Origin of the sequence: Pandoraea sp. NPDC087047 (genome assembly GCF_044745225.1) — a bacterium.
Taxonomy (GTDB): Bacteria; Pseudomonadota; Gammaproteobacteria; order Burkholderiales; family Burkholderiaceae; genus Pandoraea.
This window is the reverse complement of the sequence record NZ_JBIUZU010000011.1, coordinates 1-17,352: the sequence shown is the minus strand read 5'-3', so window position 1 is coordinate 17,352 and position 17,352 is coordinate 1. Positions and strand designations below refer to the sequence as shown.

The 17,352-nt window shown below is 58.4% G+C and carries 11 protein-coding genes; 9 read left to right on the top strand and 2 right to left on the bottom strand.

Annotation, left to right across the window (positions count from 1 at the left end):
• The first annotated feature begins 9 nt into the window (after positions 1 to 9).
• From ACIPHM_RS20165 to ACIPHM_RS20130, 8 genes are all read left to right on the top strand, one after another.
• Entirely contained in the window at positions 10 to 561 is a 552-nt protein-coding gene (locus tag ACIPHM_RS20165) for a DNA-binding protein (protein WP_400332078.1), read from the top strand.
• A 116-nt stretch (positions 562 to 677) separates the two neighbouring features.
• Positions 678 to 1,400, top strand: coding sequence for a multiubiquitin domain-containing protein (locus ACIPHM_RS20160; RefSeq protein WP_400332075.1), 723 nt, complete (start codon positions 678 to 680; stop codon positions 1,398 to 1,400).
• Positions 1,375 to 2,559 (top strand): ThiF family adenylyltransferase, encoded by a 1,185-nt coding sequence (locus tag ACIPHM_RS20155; RefSeq protein ID WP_400332073.1) that lies wholly within the window; start codon positions 1,375 to 1,377, stop codon positions 2,557 to 2,559. The genes ACIPHM_RS20160 and ACIPHM_RS20155 overlap by 26 nt, the downstream gene beginning before the upstream one ends.
• Entirely contained in the window at positions 2,556 to 3,011 is a 456-nt protein-coding gene (locus ACIPHM_RS20150; protein ID WP_400332070.1) for a DUF6527 family protein, read from the top strand. Before ACIPHM_RS20155 ends, ACIPHM_RS20150 begins: the two co-directional genes overlap by 4 nt.
• Positions 3,012 to 3,079: 68 nt before the next feature.
• A complete protein-coding gene (locus ACIPHM_RS20145) occupies positions 3,080 to 3,454 on the top strand; it encodes a hypothetical protein (protein ID WP_400332067.1) in 375 nt (124 codons plus the stop codon).
• Between the two features lie 60 nt (positions 3,455 to 3,514).
• Positions 3,515 to 3,751, top strand: a complete 237-nt coding sequence (locus ACIPHM_RS20140; RefSeq protein ID WP_400332064.1) for a hypothetical protein — start codon at positions 3,515 to 3,517, stop codon at positions 3,749 to 3,751.
• 122 nt (positions 3,752 to 3,873) lie between these two features.
• Entirely contained in the window at positions 3,874 to 4,977 is a 1,104-nt protein-coding gene (locus ACIPHM_RS20135) for a hypothetical protein (RefSeq protein ID WP_400332061.1), read from the top strand.
• A gap of 130 nt (positions 4,978 to 5,107) precedes the next feature.
• A complete protein-coding gene (locus ACIPHM_RS20130; RefSeq protein ID WP_400332058.1) occupies positions 5,108 to 5,776 on the top strand; it encodes a hypothetical protein in 669 nt (222 codons plus the stop codon).
• A gap of 627 nt (positions 5,777 to 6,403) precedes the next feature.
• Here the strand turns inward: ACIPHM_RS20130 and ACIPHM_RS20125 are convergent.
• Positions 6,404 to 8,176 carry an SWIM zinc finger domain-containing protein gene (locus tag ACIPHM_RS20125; protein WP_400332055.1) on the bottom strand — a complete coding sequence of 591 codons (1,773 nt, stop codon included), beginning with the start codon at positions 8,174 to 8,176 and terminating at the stop codon, positions 6,404 to 6,406.
• Positions 8,177 to 8,310: 134 nt separating this feature from the next.
• On the bottom strand, positions 8,311 to 10,032 hold the full coding sequence (locus ACIPHM_RS20120; RefSeq protein WP_400332485.1) for a ShlB/FhaC/HecB family hemolysin secretion/activation protein: 1,722 nt from the start codon (positions 10,030 to 10,032) through the stop codon (positions 8,311 to 8,313).
• Between the two features lie 442 nt (positions 10,033 to 10,474).
• Here ACIPHM_RS20120 and ACIPHM_RS20115 point away from each other — a divergent pair.
• Positions 10,475 to 17,352: hemagglutinin repeat-containing protein (locus tag ACIPHM_RS20115; RefSeq protein ID WP_400332482.1), on the top strand; the 6,878-nt coding region annotated here is incomplete at its 3' end.

Sequence of the window (17,352 nt, the reverse complement as noted above, 5' to 3'; positions counted from 1 at the left end):
ATTAATGATATGAACCAGAACTCTATTGTCGTCAAGTTGCTGGACTTCACGAGTAGCGCTAGCCCTTATGGGAACATTGAGGGCAAGAGCGTCTATCGGAAGCTCCTCGAGTTCGTCGAGAAGCATCCACACACACAAATCTTCGGCATCTCTTTGAAGGATGTCGAGGCGACCGACGCGTCGTTTCCGCGTGAGAGTGTGGTTTCGCTCGCGAAGTTCTTGCGCGGTGAGCGCGGTTTCTACCTGACAGAGCTTCGGGATCGGGACCTGATCGATAACTGGACGTACGCGGCACGCGCCAAGGACCAACCCCTGGTCATCTGGAACGGCACGGATTTCGAGATAATTGGTCCGGAATTAACCCCTTCGACCCGCAGCCTGATTGAGTACGTACTTGAGAAGCGCGCGGTGGTGGCCGCCCAGGTTGCCGCTGACTTGGACCTCTCGGTGCAGAACGCTAGTACGCGTCTGAAAAATCTCGTGCAGGCCGGGTATCTCTTGCGCACGGAAGAAGTTGCCGATTCTGGTGGGATTGAGTACCAGTATCGTGCCATCCAATAATCTGCTTCATCTGCTTTCTTTAATCAGAATAACGCGATAGACTAGCCTCCAAGCTTTCGGGATATCGCTGCGAGCTATGTTAAACAGCTTTATTTAATCAGAATTATGGAGGCAGTATGCAACAAAATGTACATGGCACGGACGGGCAGGAATGCAGCGTCCACGACGGTTACCCGATCCAGATCGGCGACGCGTCCCTGCAATTCGAGACCAAGACCGTCCAGGACCCGGTGGTGACCGGCGCTCAGGTTCTGGCCGTGGCGGGTGCGGTCCCGGCCAGCGAATTCTTGGTGTTTCAGGTGCTGCAAAGCGGTGCGCTGGAGGTGGTGCGTCCGGAGCAGACCGTGGATTTGCGTCACCCGGGGGCGGAGAAATTCGTTCTGTTTCGCAGCGATCGGACGTTCCGCATTTTCGTGAACGAGCAAGCGTTCGACTGGGGAGCCTCGCATATTTCGGGCGCGACACTCAAGCAGCTCGCGGGTGTGCAAGCGACTCACACCGACCTTTGGCTGGACAAGGCCGGAGGGCACGACCGCTTGATTGCGGACCACGAACTGGTGGACCTCGCCAAGCCGGGGGCTGAACGTTTTGTGACACGGCCCATCCGGATTTCGATCAAGGCCAATTCCCGCGATCGTGAAGTCGATCACCGTGTGCTGACGTACTGGGAGGTGGTCAAGCTGGCGTTCGCGCAGTCGGTCCCGAGCGATCAGATTATTTATTCGATTGATTACGCCAGCGGCCCGCACCAGAACCCGAGCGGCTCCATGGTGGAAGGTCAAACCGTCATCGTCAAAGAAGGGATGAAATTCTATGTCACGCCTACTGATAAGTCGTAATTCGCAGCTGCAGCGTCTGATTGATGACGGGTATGACATTGAAATCCGAAGCGGCCATCTGCTGGTCCACTCGGTGCCCTATGTCACCTCGAACAAGCAGATTGCACTCGGCGTGGTCGTCTCCGAGATGAGCATGGCGACCCCGGATGTGCTCGGTCGGCCGAGCACCCATCAGGTTCACTTCATTGGCGAGCATCCGTGCAAAGCCGATGGCTCGGATCTCATCCAGATCCGCTGCCAGAGCGCGGAGTTCAAGTTGGCCGAAGGGATCACCGCCCAGCATTGGTTTTCCAACAAACCTCAGCGCGGTTACTACGAGGATTACTACGAGAAGATCACCAGCTACGTGCGTGTTATTTCGAGCCAAGCCAAGGCACTAGATCCGAGTGTTGATGCGCGAACGTTCAAGACGCGTGAGCCGATCGAAGACGATTCAGTTTTCCTGTATCAAGACACCGCGTCGAGTCGTGCTGGGATTCAGCGGCTCGCCGCCCGATTCCAAAAGCAGCGTATCGCGATTGTTGGTCTGGGCGGCACGGGCAGCTACACGCTGGACTTGGTGGCCAAGACGCACGTGGCTGAGATCCATCTTTTTGACGCCGACGTGCTGCGCCCCCACAACGCTTTTCGTCTCCCGGGGGCTGTGTCACGGGAGATGCTTGATCGGGAGCTGACCAAGGTCAAGTACTTCAGTGAGAACTACTCGACGATGCGCCGCGGGGTTGTGCCGCACGAAGTCATGATTGCCGAGAACAACGTGATGGAGCTCGCGTCGTTCGACTATGTATTTCTGTGCGTCGACCGCGGCGAGGTACGGCAACTGGTGCTGCGCGCCCTTGAAGACACGCAGGTCGTTGTGATTGACGTCGGGATGGGGCTGAACCTCACCGACGACCAGGAATCGATCTGGGGGACGTGTCGCGTGACGTCAAGCACACCGTCGACGCGGGCAATCGCACTCTCGCGCGTACCCAAGGCCGATCGGGACGAGGAGCTGTACGCCTCGAATATCCAGGTTGCAGACTTCAATTGCCTGAACGCCGCGCTCGCGGTGACGAAGTGGAAGCGAATGAGCGGCTTTTATCTCGACGACCACAGTGAGTACGAAAGCACGTTCAGCGTCAACCTCAACCAAGTCAGTCGGCTCGAGGCACAATGAAATCGACAAAATTCAAGTACGAGTGGGTGACGTCGATCCCGGAAGTGTTGCAGCCTGGCATAGTCTACGTGGCGAGGGCCGGCGACGTGGCGGGGCATGCTTGCGCGTGCGGATGTGCGCGTGAGGTCATCACCCCCCTGTCCCCCACCGATTGGACCCTGACATTTGATCGGCGGGGGGTGACGTTGGATCCGTCTATCGGAAACTGGGCTTTTGCCTGTCGGTCGCACTATTTCATCATCGATGGGACCGTGGTCTGGGCAAGTGGCATGTCGGCGAAAGCGATTGCGCACGGCCGCCAGCGCGACAAGCGTCGAAAGCAGATTTATTACAAAAATCTGAGTGCCACACCGCCTGCCGCTCAGGCATCGGATGTTGCACCGACAGCCACGTCGCTGCGCGCGTACGTCCAACGGCTGATCACGTGGTGGCGAACGATTTTCAAGCGGTGAGCCACATCGCGACAACGACTGGCCAAGACGTGCCGTCGTACTTGCATTGAACAGATAGGAGATGACGAATGATTTTGCCGCTACGCGTGCGTGATGTGCGGGATATGGTGGATGGTGCCGCACGGCGGCGTGGGACCGTGACCTTCAAGCAGTTGTTCAGTGTTTTTCCCGAACATACGCCGGCGAGCGACGTCTACGATACGCTCGAGAAGGCTTGCTTGGAGCTTGGTCCACCAAGCGAGGTGATTTACTCGGCGGTGCTGGCCAAGAAGGGAGACGGCCTGCCGGGGGATGGGTTTTTCGACATGTTCATGACGCATCGTCCAGAAGAATATCGGCAAATTGCGGCCGAAACCAAGACGCTTGAACTGACCGATGAGCAACGCTTGAAAATCACGAATATGGAGCGCGAACGCATTTATGCGCACGCAAGCGTACAGTGATTGCATCGGGCACGGGGTGCATGGGTAATTTTCGAGGCGCTTCATAAGTCCGCGGCACTCGTGACGAAAGTGATCGGCACCGCCGACAGATTTCAGTCAATTAAGTCTCTTGGCCGGGTGGCGAAGGCGTTTTCTACCTGCGCATCGACGGTCGCTATGCCTATAGCCCTGGTGCTGTCAGCCCCGTTGTTTGCATTGGAAATCTGGGTTGTCAGGGCATTGAAGATTCCTCCTGATCCGAGAGCGATCCCCGCATTGTTGCTACTCGCACCTGAAGAATTTCTTCCTATATTTTGAGGTGTTGAGTTCATCGTGCATCTGAGCGTGCGCCGTTTTTTCTTTCGACAGCGTTCGCAAACACCTGTTAAAACTGGCATTTGCCGCTGTCATCTGATGGAAATTTTAGATACGAGCCACGAATGAAATCCCCCCTTTTCAACATTGACAAGCAGCTTCAAGAAGTAGGTCTCGCGGACAGCGCAGGAGTGAGTATCGACAACTTCCTCGCGACGCTGTCATACAACTTCGTTGAATACATAAAGCAGCCTGAGTGGTTGTGGCAGCAGGTTACCTACTCTTCGCGAATTTGGGACGCGGTTCGACATGATGCCGATCGACGGATTTGGCTAGCGTACGAGAGTGTTGAGCTTGCAGTGTACGGAGCACGTGAAAACTGTGGCTTCATCCGCACGTACAGGTACCGAGGTTCGCCGAAAGCTGCAGGCGTGCCTTCTGAACAGGCTTTCATGCGTGGAGCTGTGGAAATATTTAACGATGAGTATTCGTTAATCAATTCCCTTCAGACTGAGAGCACGATTCAATTCTTTCGACAATGGAGAGACGAGCAGACACGACGCTACGCCGCTCATACGAAAATGGCCGAGGGACGAATCAGCAATACATCGGTAGAGAAAACGTACATCATAGGAAGCGGCGAAGGTTGCTTGGTCTGCGGCAAACCGGCGACGCGCTACGCGCATTCTACCGTTGGTAGCAATGCGGCCGTGATGTTCATGTTGCAGCTTTGCGCTCAACATCAGGAAGAGGTACAGGCTCACCCATCGGTTCTTGCTTTCATGAATATTGTGTTTTCGATGGGTCTGGATCTTTCGAATCTCGTTAAGGCGACCTCAATACCGAAGGAGCTTATCGACCCTCTCGCTGAATATCTGCGAGCGAGTTTAGGGGCGACTACCGTGGCGAGAGATGATCGCGAAAATGGGGTTCATCTCACGTTCGCTTACCCGTCAGGTTGGCAATGGAAGCTGCGACTGCAATCCTTCACCGACTACGCGTACGTTCTCATGGACCCTTCTGGAGAGCACAGGGCCAAGGTAGATTCAGCGGCCCACCATCCGGACGTGCCGTTTGGTCCGGATCATTGGCATGTGAATGCGACGAAGAAGGTGAAGCGAGACACGATTTTGCCGAGCTTCACCTACGGCCTACCGCTGTTCGACTTTACTCTCTTGAATCGAATCGCGAGAGACAAGGGGGCTATTCTGCCCGACGGTCAGAGCTGACTCGAATTAGCCGTCGCCGTTATGGCAGCCTCCAGGTTGGCCTGATGTAGATCGTTGCCGCCTGTTCAACTCTCGGCGACGAGTGCGCCCTCGCTTTTCTGCCAAAAAAATCAGACTCAATGAGGATCGTTTGTCAACCACACTGCTAATCATTTCTGCGATCTCGGCAATCCTTGCGTGCTTTGCCAGTCTGCATAAAGATCGTATCAAGGATGGTAACAATCCACATGTACTGAGAGCCATTAGAATTTCAGCAGTTGCATCTTGTGTGGTGGTAGCAGTCGCTGTGCTCAACCAGTACCACGCACGCCTGCAGGCCAGCACATTGCGTGCCGCGCAGCTTCAGCTCACTGCCTTAACCCGCTTATCCGACTACCGCGTCGAGATTCTCGATGATTTTTCATGGTTAGTGATGCATTCGCTAACGACGAACAGCTACTTGGATTACGAAGCTGTTAGGGCATCATCGGCCGAGGTTGCTGCCACCGTTCCAGCCTGGGAAAAGGTGGTATCAGACGTGACGCGTTTAGAACTCATCAAATCGAAAGCTGCGTTTGATCAACTTCAGAAGATTTCACGAACTATCCTGATGGACGCTAGCACCTATCCGTCGATGATGCCGAAACCTTTAGTTGAATGGGCGAGCGTCACCTTGGCATTAAAATTTTCGGACCTTCCCAGGTTCATCGATTCGTATCACCCTACGCCGGAGTCTATTGATTATGCGAACTTGACCGGTCAGGCCGTGGGCACAATAACGGGCGGGATAATGAGCTCCGCAGAAGTCGTCGCGAAGTAGTCGCTTTCGTAGGTCCACTTTGTTCCTGCCTAGTCCTTGCCGCGGTCGAATTTCCGGGTGGGCTACCTAGCCTTCGATGAGTATGTTGGTGATAAAGCCACCAGCCGGAAAGAATTTTCGGCAGAGCTGCGCGTTGGCTTGAGGTACGACCGAGCGATGTGGCGCGCGAATGCTAAAATCAAGCTGCGCGACAGGATCGCCGAGCTATGACAGCAACAATTCGAAGTTTGTTGGAGTCTCCCAGAAGCCGGAGCCTCTTATGGCCCTGCGGAATGGATTTAACGGCTGTCTCGACGAGGGAGAGCAAGCCAGTCTAACGAATTCGCGTCACAAATCCGGGCAGTCTAACTATTTCAGTTAGGGAGATCAGAAAGTCGCGGCCGAATTTGTTGGCAAGTCATTGATTAATAAGGGTTCAAGATCTAACGAATTCGTGATCCCTGCATGTCGTCGTAGGGCTCCAGAGTAAGTGCGATTGGCGCCACAGTTTTGCGACTGCTCTACCATTCAATCAAAGTGGCGACACTGAAGCTGGAAAAGGCCTTGATGATCAGGGCCTTTTCCTTTTGGGCGATCTCCGAATGAGCCATGCTGGCGGAGCGTGCCGGCCGACCCGCATCACCCACTTCAGGACAGTTTGGCAAGCAGCTTGATGAAGTTGCGTCTAGCACGATATGCCGCCCGAATCGCTTCCAGTTCGCTGGTGAACGCGGCACGTTCATCCAGCTTTGCCCGTAGCACGCCGATGGCCTGCACGATTTCAAATGCCTCGTCATATCGGGCCTTGTGCGAGCCGCTCTCGACTGCCACCGGCAGCAGGCGGTGATAAAGTGCGATGGCGTCGCGCGGATGGGTTTTGCCGCGCACAGACGCCATCTTAGGCCAAAGCTGGGTTGCGACCGGCCCCCCGTTGAACGTTGCCCATGCGATGTCGTTCTCCTTCCCCGCCAGAAAAACCTTGACCAGTTCGGTCCGCGTCGCGCGCTGCCAGACGCTGCGCTTCGATTTTGAGGCCGACTCCTCCTCGCTGACCCGTGCCCAGAGATGTCTGAGAGCCCGCTCCCGGGTGTCGTCATGTCTGCCGGCGGCCGTAGCCACCTTCATCAAGGCGGGAAAAGCTTCGGCAGTCGGGTGCAACTCAAAACGGCGCCACGCGAACGCATGGGCCTTGTCGAATTCGCTGCGGCGCAGATACGCATCAATACAGAAATCGAACAGGCGCGGGTCAAAGCTCTTGTCGAATTCCTTGATGCCGCGCTCGGCCCATGCGAGCCCCTCGTCCGGGCGGGCGTGCTTCACACAAAGCTCTGCCACAAGCAGAAAGCGGTACGGACTCGAGAGGTCCTTCGAGCGAATTCGAATCAATGTATCCACGTCTGCGTCGAGCTCGGCTATCGCCGCCATCGCGTGTTCGAGCTGCATGCGCGGCGAGTCGTATGATCGTCGATCCTCCTTACCGAAGGGGAGCGCGGGCAGTGCTTCCCAGGCCTCGTTGACGAGTTCTCGATAGCGGCTCAACCCGCTCTTGCCCAATGGCTCCGCATAGGCCGGAAGGACGTTGTAGAACGTATCCCACTTGCCCTCAGTCTGGAAGCGGAAGAGTCGCTCCGCCAGCTTCGCCGGGTCGGGGGCCGTCAACGTGCAGGCATCGAGGTGAACAGACGCCAGATCGAGGATGGCCGGCATAACGTCCCCACTGGAGTCGTCAATCTGTTCGAGGCTCTTTTCCGCGCCCGCAATCGCCAGTTCGGAAAGTTCGACCACCTGTGCGGCGTGCGGCCCCGCAAGTCTCTGGCGCAGCATGTCGGCCAGTGACATCAGACCATCGCCATATGCGCCAGATTCCCGCCAGTTCAGTGGTCGCGAAATGCGTGTCGCCTGCCTGACGGCGGCCTTCATGCCGGACAAATCGGATGCCCCCGCAACACGCGCAGCGAACAGCAGCTTGTCACGCAGCGTCAGGTCGTGTTCGACGGCGTCCATCAATAATTCCTGAAGCGTGTCTTTGCCCAGGGTCGCCACATATTCGCGAATCACTTCGTCGAAGGTTTTTCGTTTCTTGCGTGGCTTCCCTGGTGTGGATTCTTCGACGTGAAACACCTCTTCACCGGAATTTTCGAGCCAGGAGAGCGCAAGGGCGACAGCGTGCTTGCAGAAAGCGCCTTCTTTACCCACCGGGCAGTTGCAGTTGTATGCGAGTTCGCCGTCGTCGGCAGAAAGCTCAACCCGATAACAGTGCGTCCCGCGCACGGTGGCGCGAACAGCTTCATCGCGCGCATCCAGGCGGGAGACCGCGCCATCGTGAAAATAAGCCTTACCGCGCGCAAAGGTCTTCGTGTCGGCCCGCGACTGGACTTCGGCAAGCGTGAGAACCTCGGGTAGCTTTGGAGACCGGGACATTGGATGACTGGTGAAAAACGGATATTGCCGCGGCGCGCGGCGCATAAACAAGATGATACGGCGATGAGCAAGCCGGCGCTGGACTCCGAACGTGTGAGTTGGGCCGCCCGCGTGTCCGACGGGCGACGCGAAGGTCAGAACTGCGCCGTGAGCGAGAATCCCACCGTTGTGTGTGCGGTTTTAAAGGCCGTCGGTTTGTAGACCGGCGTTCCCGCAAAGACTTCTCCAGCAACGAAGCCGAACGGCAACCTGGCATTGCCCCGCATCCCAATGACAGCGCCAGCGAGTTGCGTGCCTGCGAGATAGGTGGCATTCGGACCGCTCACGCGCCCGTAGTCGATGCCCGTGAAGAGTGAGACGCCGGACGCGCCCAAGATCCACTGAAGTTCATTGCGCCAATAGAAGCCCTTCTCGGCCGCCAGGGACGACTCGCCATCAAAACCTCGCACGGTGTAGCGACTACCGATGCTCAAGTCGTCGATGTAGTGCAGAACGTCGTTGGTGAATTGCCCGTGGAACGTCGTGGCATAGCGCAGAGGCAACTGGCCAAGCGGCAGCGAAAGGTTGGCATCGAGAACGGCCATCTTGAAGCGGTACGTGGGCGTGCCGGGCACGGCGTCGTCCGGCGCGGCGCCCAATCCAGCGACGCTTTGCCGATACATGAGACTACCGTCGAATTGCCCGGCGCCGACGTAGTGCCGATCCACGAATCCGAACTCGACAAACGTGTTGTTGCGGTACTGCTGATCGATTTCGGCGTCTTCCAGGAAGCTACGCCCGAAACGTTTGCTTAATCTGACCTGAGCGCTCAGCACGTTGCTTTGACTACGTTGGAGAACGCGCGATAGCTTGAAATCGACGTTCTGCGATTGGCCGCGCGTGACGAACGTGTCGTTCACCCCTGCGATCTGCTGGTTGTACCGGTTCGCATACGCCGACAGCGTGGCGGTCCAGTATCCCCACGGAATCGAATAGAGGGCATTCCATCCGTTCGAGCCGAACCGTTTGTCGGCAAACGCCAAGTCATGCGTTGCGCCAACGCTCAGGATGTCATTCAGCCCTAAAGGATTATCGATTCCGAGCGCGAGGCTGCCCTGTAACTTTCCCGTGTCGCGAGAGCCCGAGTTGTCGATGGATGCCACCACGCTCCATCGCTTCGCCCGCTTGACTTCAATGACGACGTCACTTTCTCCCGGTGCTTCCGCCGGCACGATCTGCATGGTGACGTCCTGACTCGCCACCCGCTTCATTTGCTCCAATCCCTGTTCCAGATCACGCAATTCCAGAATCTCGCCCGCCGCTGTCGGAAATGCCGTGCGCCACGTGCCGTATTGCGATGAATCGGTGAAACGAATATCCCGAATGATGCCGGGAATCAAGGTGAGCTTCAGTTCGCCCGTGGTGAGGTCCTGTTCGGGCACGAGCACACGGGTTGTCACGTAACCCCGCGCCAAAATTTCCCGGGTCAGACCGGCTGTGATCGCGGTAATGCTCTGGCGTCCGAGGCATTGGCCGTGAAAGTGGGCAAGCCAGGATGCCGCAAAGGCAAACGGGTCCATCGGAAGGGCCGACGCCCCAGCAGACTGAGCGCGTTGCGAAAGTGTTGCCGGTACTTCCAGTGAGAATTTCTCAATCCGAAAGCAAGGCGTTTCCGCGGGAAGCGTCGGAAATCCGTCGGATGAGGGCAGCGCCGAGCGGACTGCTGGCGCACTGATTGCCGAGGCACGCTCCTGAGCCTGGCGCTGTTGTTCAAGGAGTTGCTGTTGCCGTGCATTCGATACGGCTGCGTCGACCGCCGGCGCAGGAGGTGTCTGCGCCATCGCCTGAAATGGCAACGAGGGCAATGTCAGAACCATGACGGTCAGCAGATGGCGAATGTTCGTGGCAACGCAACTCGATACGGGATTCATTGGGTAGCGATTGAAAGGGGCTCGCGGAGACAAGACGAACGCTCTCCCGGCGCGAAAGCTCGGGCCGATGCGCGATGTCAATGGCGGGATATGCACGTCTTGTGCGGGACGACCTTAAATCAGGCGTCGAAATCCATCATGATCCCCGGCGATGTTGATTCGGATTGTTTGTTTTTCCCGGATATTACCGTTATTTAACAATCCTAGGAAGAAAGATTGGCAATGCGAACAAATACTGAAATTATTAGTACTATTCGGTATGCGAAGTTTGTATTGATAGAAGTAAAAGATTGGGCGAAGACCCTCATAAAAATAGTCATACAAAGATCAGATGAAAACACACGTCAATCGGCGCGCTCGGGGCGCGCTTCGGGGAAGTGCTTTGGAAGTGGGGTTGCAGCGGGGCATCGTTCGTGCGTTGGTGTTCGCGCAGATCATTGCGCCGATTTCGGTGCGCGCGCAGATCGTGGCTGCGCCGGGAGGTCAGGGCCCCAATGTTGTGCAAACCGCAAATGGATTGCAGCAGGTCAACATCACGGCACCCACGGCCGCAGGCGTGTCAAAGAACGTCTATTCGCAATTCGACGTACCGCGTCAGGGTGTGATCCTGAACAATTCGCCGACCATTGTGAATACGCAACAGGCCGGTTACATCAACGGGAATCCTAATCTCGCACGTGATCAGGCAGCGCGCGTCATTCTCAATCAGGTCAATAGCAATTCACCAAGTCAGCTACGCGGATATCTCGAAGTCGCGGGAAAAGCCGCGCAGGTCGTAGTCGCGAATAGCGCCGGCATCATGGTCGACGGCGGCGGATTCATCAACATGACGCGTGCAGTGTTGACCACCGGCATTCCCATCATGGGTGCGGACGGCAGTCTGGCGGGGTATCAGGTCAATGGTGGGCGGCTGACGATTCAGGGGGACGGCCTGAACGCGGGCAACGTGGATCAGGTTGATTTGATCGCACGGGCCGTGCAGGTGAATGCCGCGTTGCACGCGAAGCAGCTCAACGTTGTGACAGGGACGAACCGTGTCGACCACGAGAGCCGCGCCGTCCAGAAGATCGCTGGCGACGGCGCGCCGCCTGACGTTGCCATCGACGTGGGGCATTTGGGCGGCATGTACGCGCAGCGCATTTTTCTCGTGGGGACGGAAAACGGCGTTGGCGTTTCGAACAAGGGCGTTATCGCCGCGCAGGCGGGCGATCTGACGCTGACGACGCAGGGCAAGCTCGTCAATACCGGGAAGACAGAGGCCAGCGGGAATCTCGCGGTCAACGCGCGCGACGGGGTCGACAACCAGGGCAACGTGTACGCGGGTAGAAGTGCTGACGTGCGCACTGGCGGAGCGCTCGAAAACCGTGGTCTGTTGAGTGCTGCGGATAACGTTAGTGCTCAGGCCGCGAGCGTGGTGTCGGATGGGACGTTGGGCGCAGGTATCGATGCGAATGGCCAGGCGACGCTCACCGGCAATCTGAGCGTCACGGCTTCCGGCAAGGTGACGGCAACGGGGCGCAACGTCGCGCGAGGCGATCTGAGCATCACCGGCAGTGCGTTGGATCTGTCGGGTAGCCGGACCGACGCTGGCAGCGGCCTCACACTCACGTCGCAAGCGGGGGATATCGACATTCAACGCGCCATCGTCTCGGCGTCTAATGCGCTGAAGATCAGCTCCGCGCAGCATTTGCTGAATGCGAGCGGCAATCTGGGCGCCGACACCGTCACGCTGGCCGCGTTGGGACGGATCGACAACCGCGACGCGCAATCGGTCGCCACGACCCGTCTCGATGTCAGCGGCACGGGTATCGACAACCAGCGCGGGTTGCTGCAATCCGGTGCGGCGCTGAAGATCCGGGGCGCTTCGCTGGACAACTCGGCAGGGCGGGTCGTTTCGCTTTCAGGAGACGATGCGACTATCGACGTCGACGGCGAACTTCGAAACGCAGTCGGGACGACCGAAAACGGCAAGACTGGGGGTGTGATCGGCGGCAACGGGGATTTCAAGGTTCACGCCGATTCGCTGGTCAACGCGGCGCAGATCGTAGCGGGCAAGGCGTTGAACGTTACCGGCCGCCAGTTGGATAACACGGGCGGGACCGTCTCCGGCGAGCATATCGACGCCACACTGAGGGGTGCGCTGATCAATCGGGACGGCGTAGTCTCTGCGACGACGTCCAGCCTCCTGTCCGGCAGTCTGGACAATCGGAACGGTTTGATCGATGCCGATGCGTTGTCGCTCACGGTCACGGGCAACGCCTCGAACGGTGCCGGGCAGATCAAGCAGTACGGTCAGGCGGTGCAGACCATCAAGGTTGACGGCATCTTCGACAACGGCAGCGGGAATGTGGTTTCGAACGCAAGCGGTCTGACGCTCGACGTCGGCGATTTGGAGAACGATCGCGGCAAGGTGAGTCATCTTGGCAGCGGGGTGCTGAGCGTCCTCGCACAGGGCGGTTTCACGAACGCATCGGGCATTCTTGGCAGTCTCGGTGCCCTGACCATGACGGCTGCGCGCATCGACAACACGGCCGGCGAGCTGAGCGCGGGCGACGCAGCGACGCTCTCGTCGACGTCGTATCTCCGCAATCGAGATGGCGGAAAGGTCTACGGCACCGGGGGCCTCACGGTCTCTTCAGATGGTGATGTCGACAACGCCGCAGGCTCCCTGCAATCGGCAGGCAATGTGAGCGTAGACGCCAAGGGCGCGCTGACGAACACCGGCGGGCGCATCAGTGCCAACGGCGTGCACGATACGCTGACGGTTACGGCCGACAGTATCAGTAACGCGTCGGGCCAGATCACGAATGCTGGTGACGGTGATGCAGCACTCACTGCGGTGCGAGATATCGCCAACGCGGGTGGAACGCTCGGTGGCAATGGAAAACTTGCGGTAGCGGCGGCGTCGCTGAGCAACGTGTCCGGCGGGAAAATCATTGGCGGCGGCGAGGTCACACTCGGCGTCAGCGGCACAATCGACAACACGGGGGGGCGTGTGTTTGGCGGCACGTCGCTGGCAGCGACGAAGACAAGCGCAAGCGTCGTCAATGCGGGTGGCACCCTGGAGAGTGCGGGCGATGTAGCACTTCAGGTCGCGTCATTGGACAATGCGGGCGGCGTGATCCGCTCGAATCAGGATGTCGGCGTGGGCGGCGCCATGAGCGGCGCGGGCCGGATGACGGCTGGACGCAATCTGACGCTGGCGGCGATTGGCGACTACGTCCACTCATCCGCCAACCGTCTGCAGGCCGACGGTGTGCTGACGTTGACGTCCACGGGGCGTTTCACCAATGACGGCACGCTTAGCGCTCCTGGCACGCTTGATGTGCATGCCGCCCAGATCACCAATAGCGCGAACGGCATCATCAATGCGGCCACAGCACAACTGAGTGCAGACGGTCTGTTCTCGAACTCCGGCAGCATCGGCGGTGACACAGTCCGACTAAAGGCGAACTACTTCAGCAACGTCTACGGCGTATTGGGCAACGACGTGCAGATCAACGCCGTGGATATCGAGAACGGGGGTGCGCCTGCGGTCATCGGGGGGGCTCGCCGACTAGCGCTGTATGCGTCCAACTCGGTATCGAATCACGACGGTGCGCTGATCTACGGCGCCAAAGACATCGAGATTGCACGAGACGGGGCGCGCGATGCAGAGGGGTTGCTCGCCAATCAAATGGCGCTGCTGACGAATAGTTCAGCCACCATCGTTGCGGATGGGAATCTGGATGTCGCTGCCCGTGTCGTGGAGAACAAGCGCACGAGCGTTGTGACTCGCAAGGGCGCGCCAGAAAGCACAACACAGGTGTTTGGCCTCTGGACGGCCGGTTTGAGTGGCCTTCCGCTCAACATGCACTTCAGCGCGACATTTCGAAATTGGCAATGGGGTGGGAATCACGCCACCATTCAGGCGGAGCTGATCAATGCCTTGTCGCAACCTGTTACCGTGGAGGTGCCCAAAGCAGAGGTCGTCAATCTGGATCCTTCGAACAAGACGTTCGGCCTGACGAAGCCGATAGTCGAAGAGTACAACGATCGTTCTACGCAAGGTAACGGTCCCTGCGACGACCACGGGATCTGTTGGAGCATTCCGACAACGCGTCAGATTGCTATGAATCCGACGCAGTATTACAACGACATCGTCGACACCGGGGCGACCTACCGCATCACGTTCTGGCCTGACTGGAATCCAAAGACGATGATGCGGCCCGATCAGGTAATGATTCGCCACGATCTGGATATTGATCAACGCGACTACAACGAAATTCAGCGCGTTATCACGACGACTCGCACTAGAGATGAACTCGTCAGCGCCAGCCCTGAAGCGAAGATGCAGGCGCAAGGCTCGATTCGCATCAATGCGGACGGCGGCGAGATCAACAACCGTTCGTCAACGATGACTGCAGGGCAGAATCTCAGCCGTCGTGCGACCGGGGGGAGCGTCAACGACGCGGGTATTCTGCTCCAGGAGACTGTGACTCAAACGCAGACGTCCACCTTTTACTGGCACCAGAAGTCTGGCGGCGATGAGAATCAAGTCGATGTTGCCTATCCGGTTACTCCGCTACAGCCGACGACGCTGGCGTCGCTTCCGGCGATTGCGGTGGGCAACCAGTCGGTGCAATCGGTTGGGCGCAATATCACGGTGTCCAGTGTCGAAAGTACCGGCAATACCGTGGGTAGCGCGGGTGTGACCGGCGGCAACGCGTCGGGCACGCAGTTGGGCAATATGTCCGGCGCGATCACGAGCCGTCAGACGCTGGGTTCCTCGGCACAGGCGATTCCTGGGCTGGCCCTGCCGCACAATGCGCTGTTTCAATTGCGCACGGCACCGGGTCAAACTTATCTGGTTGCTACAGACCCTCGCTTCACCGACTATGGGAAGTTCATCTCCAGCGACTACATGCTCGGCCAGTTGGGGCTGGATCCGCAGACGACGCAAAAGCGTATCGGTGACGGCTTCTACGAAACGCAGCTGGTCCGGGATCAGATCACGTCGCTCACCGGAAAGACGCTGCTTGCCGGGTACGCCAACTATCTGGACGAGTACACGGCACTTCTCAACAACGGTGTGGCGTACGGAAAGCAGTTCGGCCTGAACGTCGGCGTCGGGTTGTCAGATGCGCAGATGAAGCAACTGACAACCGACATGGTCTGGCTTGTCTCGCAAGACGTGACACTGCCGGACGGTTCCGTCCAGTCTGTGCTCGTCCCACAGGTCTATCTCGCGCAAGCCAATACCATCGACCTGACGAACTCTGGTGCCATTGTGTCCGGTGGCAGCGTCAAGCTCGCCGCGACGGAGGGTGTGACCAACAGCGGCCAGATCGTCAGCGATACAGCGACCACGATTCTGGGCGACGCCATCGTGAATCTCGGCGTGATCGGAAGCGGCGGGACGACGGCGCTTTCTGCGATTGGCGATATCCGCAACACAGGCGGGCGCATTGGCGGAAAGGATGTAGTAGTGCAGGCCGGACGCGACGTCATCAATGAGTCGACAACGCTGACGCAGGTGGCGGGTACCAACAGCGGTGGCTTCTCGTCATCGGCGTCGGCTACGGGGTTGGGGGCGGTCGGGATCATTTCGGGAACGAACAGTGCCGCGGTGGTCGCTGGTCGCGACGTCACGCTTAACGCAGGCGCCATCGCGAGCGATGGTTCGGTGATCGTCGCCGCCGGGCGCGACATCAACCTGAATACGCAGACCGTTGGACAATCGCAAACCGTTGGCACAAGCGACGGCCAGAACGGCGGGCGCGATGTCGTTATCCAGCACGTCGGCAGCGCGATCTCTGCGGGTGCAAATGTGGCGACGGTTTCCGGTCGCGACACGACATTGCGTGGTGCGACGATTGCTGCGGGAGGGAACGCGTCCGTCCTCGCGGGCAACGATGTCACGATCGCAGCCGTGAAGGACTCGCATTCGCACGACGAGTACTCGTTCGGCGGGTCGTTGCAGTACACAAAGTCGTCGTTCGACGAAGCGGTGAATGGCGCCTCCGTGAGTGCGGGCAACAACGTGTTGATCGGCGCGGGGCAGACGAGTGCAGTCAACGGCGTACTCGGCGCTTATCAGGTCAGTCCGGTTGCCGCATCGTCCGGGTCAGGGAATCTGACGGTGCTTGGCTCGTCGGTGTCGTCACAAGGGACTGGCACTGTAGCGTTGGCCGCTACGGGGGATGTCAAGATTGGTGCGGTCTCGGAGACGCATGACAGCAGCGACTGGAAGCACGACAGTAGTTCCGGGTTCCTCTCGAAGACGGAGGAAACCTCGGAGTCTCGCTCGCATCAGACGCTCGCGGTGGGTTCTACGGTATCGGGCGATTCCGTGGGGATTGCGGCAGGCAAGGATCTCATCGTCAGCGGATCGACGGTGGTCGGCACCAACGACGTTGCGTTGCAGGCGGGGCGCGACCTTCACATCGAAACGGCGGAGAACGTGAGCGAGAGCAGCTCCTTCTATGAGAAGAAGCGCTCGGGCTTGGGATCTTCGGGAGGTGTGGGGATTTCGTACGGAAAGAACGAGCAACGCGACTGGACCAACGATAGCGGTGTGACCCAGACAGGGAGCTTGGTCGGCAGCCTGAATGGCAACGTCAGCATGGTGGCTGGCAACGACCTGCTGGTTCGTGGCAGCGACGTCATGGCGGGCAAGGACATCACGGGTACCGGCCAAAACGTCACGATCGAGTCGGTGCTTAATCGTCAGCATCACGACGAGACGCATGAGTTCAAGAGTTCTGGTTTCACACTGGCGGTGAAATCGCCGGTAATCGATGCTGTGCAGAACGTGACCAATCAGGTCAAGTCGGCTGTCGACTCGGGCGGCGATGCGCGGGTGTCGGCACTGCGGGGTTACGCTGCGGCCAGTGGAGCGTATGGGGCTTACAACGAAGCCAAGGGGGCGCTCGATGCCCTCAATAGTCCGGACCCGAATGTAAAGCCGGAGGGGAAGGTTGAACTGAGCTGGGGCTCGTCGAGCAGCCGCTCGATGTCGTCCGTCGATAGCACGCAGAACGTCTCGAGCAACATTAAGGCGGGAGGCACCACAGCGTTCATAGCGATCGGGGATACGGCGTCAGGGAAAGGCAACGTCAACATCATCGGCTCGAACATCGATGCTAAGGACGTTCTCCTGCAAGCGAACAATCAGGTCAACGTACTCAGTAGCAAGGATACGGAGTCGACGTGTAGTGACAACGAGTCGAAAGGCGGAAGCTTTGGCGTGTCGTTCGGCACGAGTGGCTGGGGCGTATCGGCATC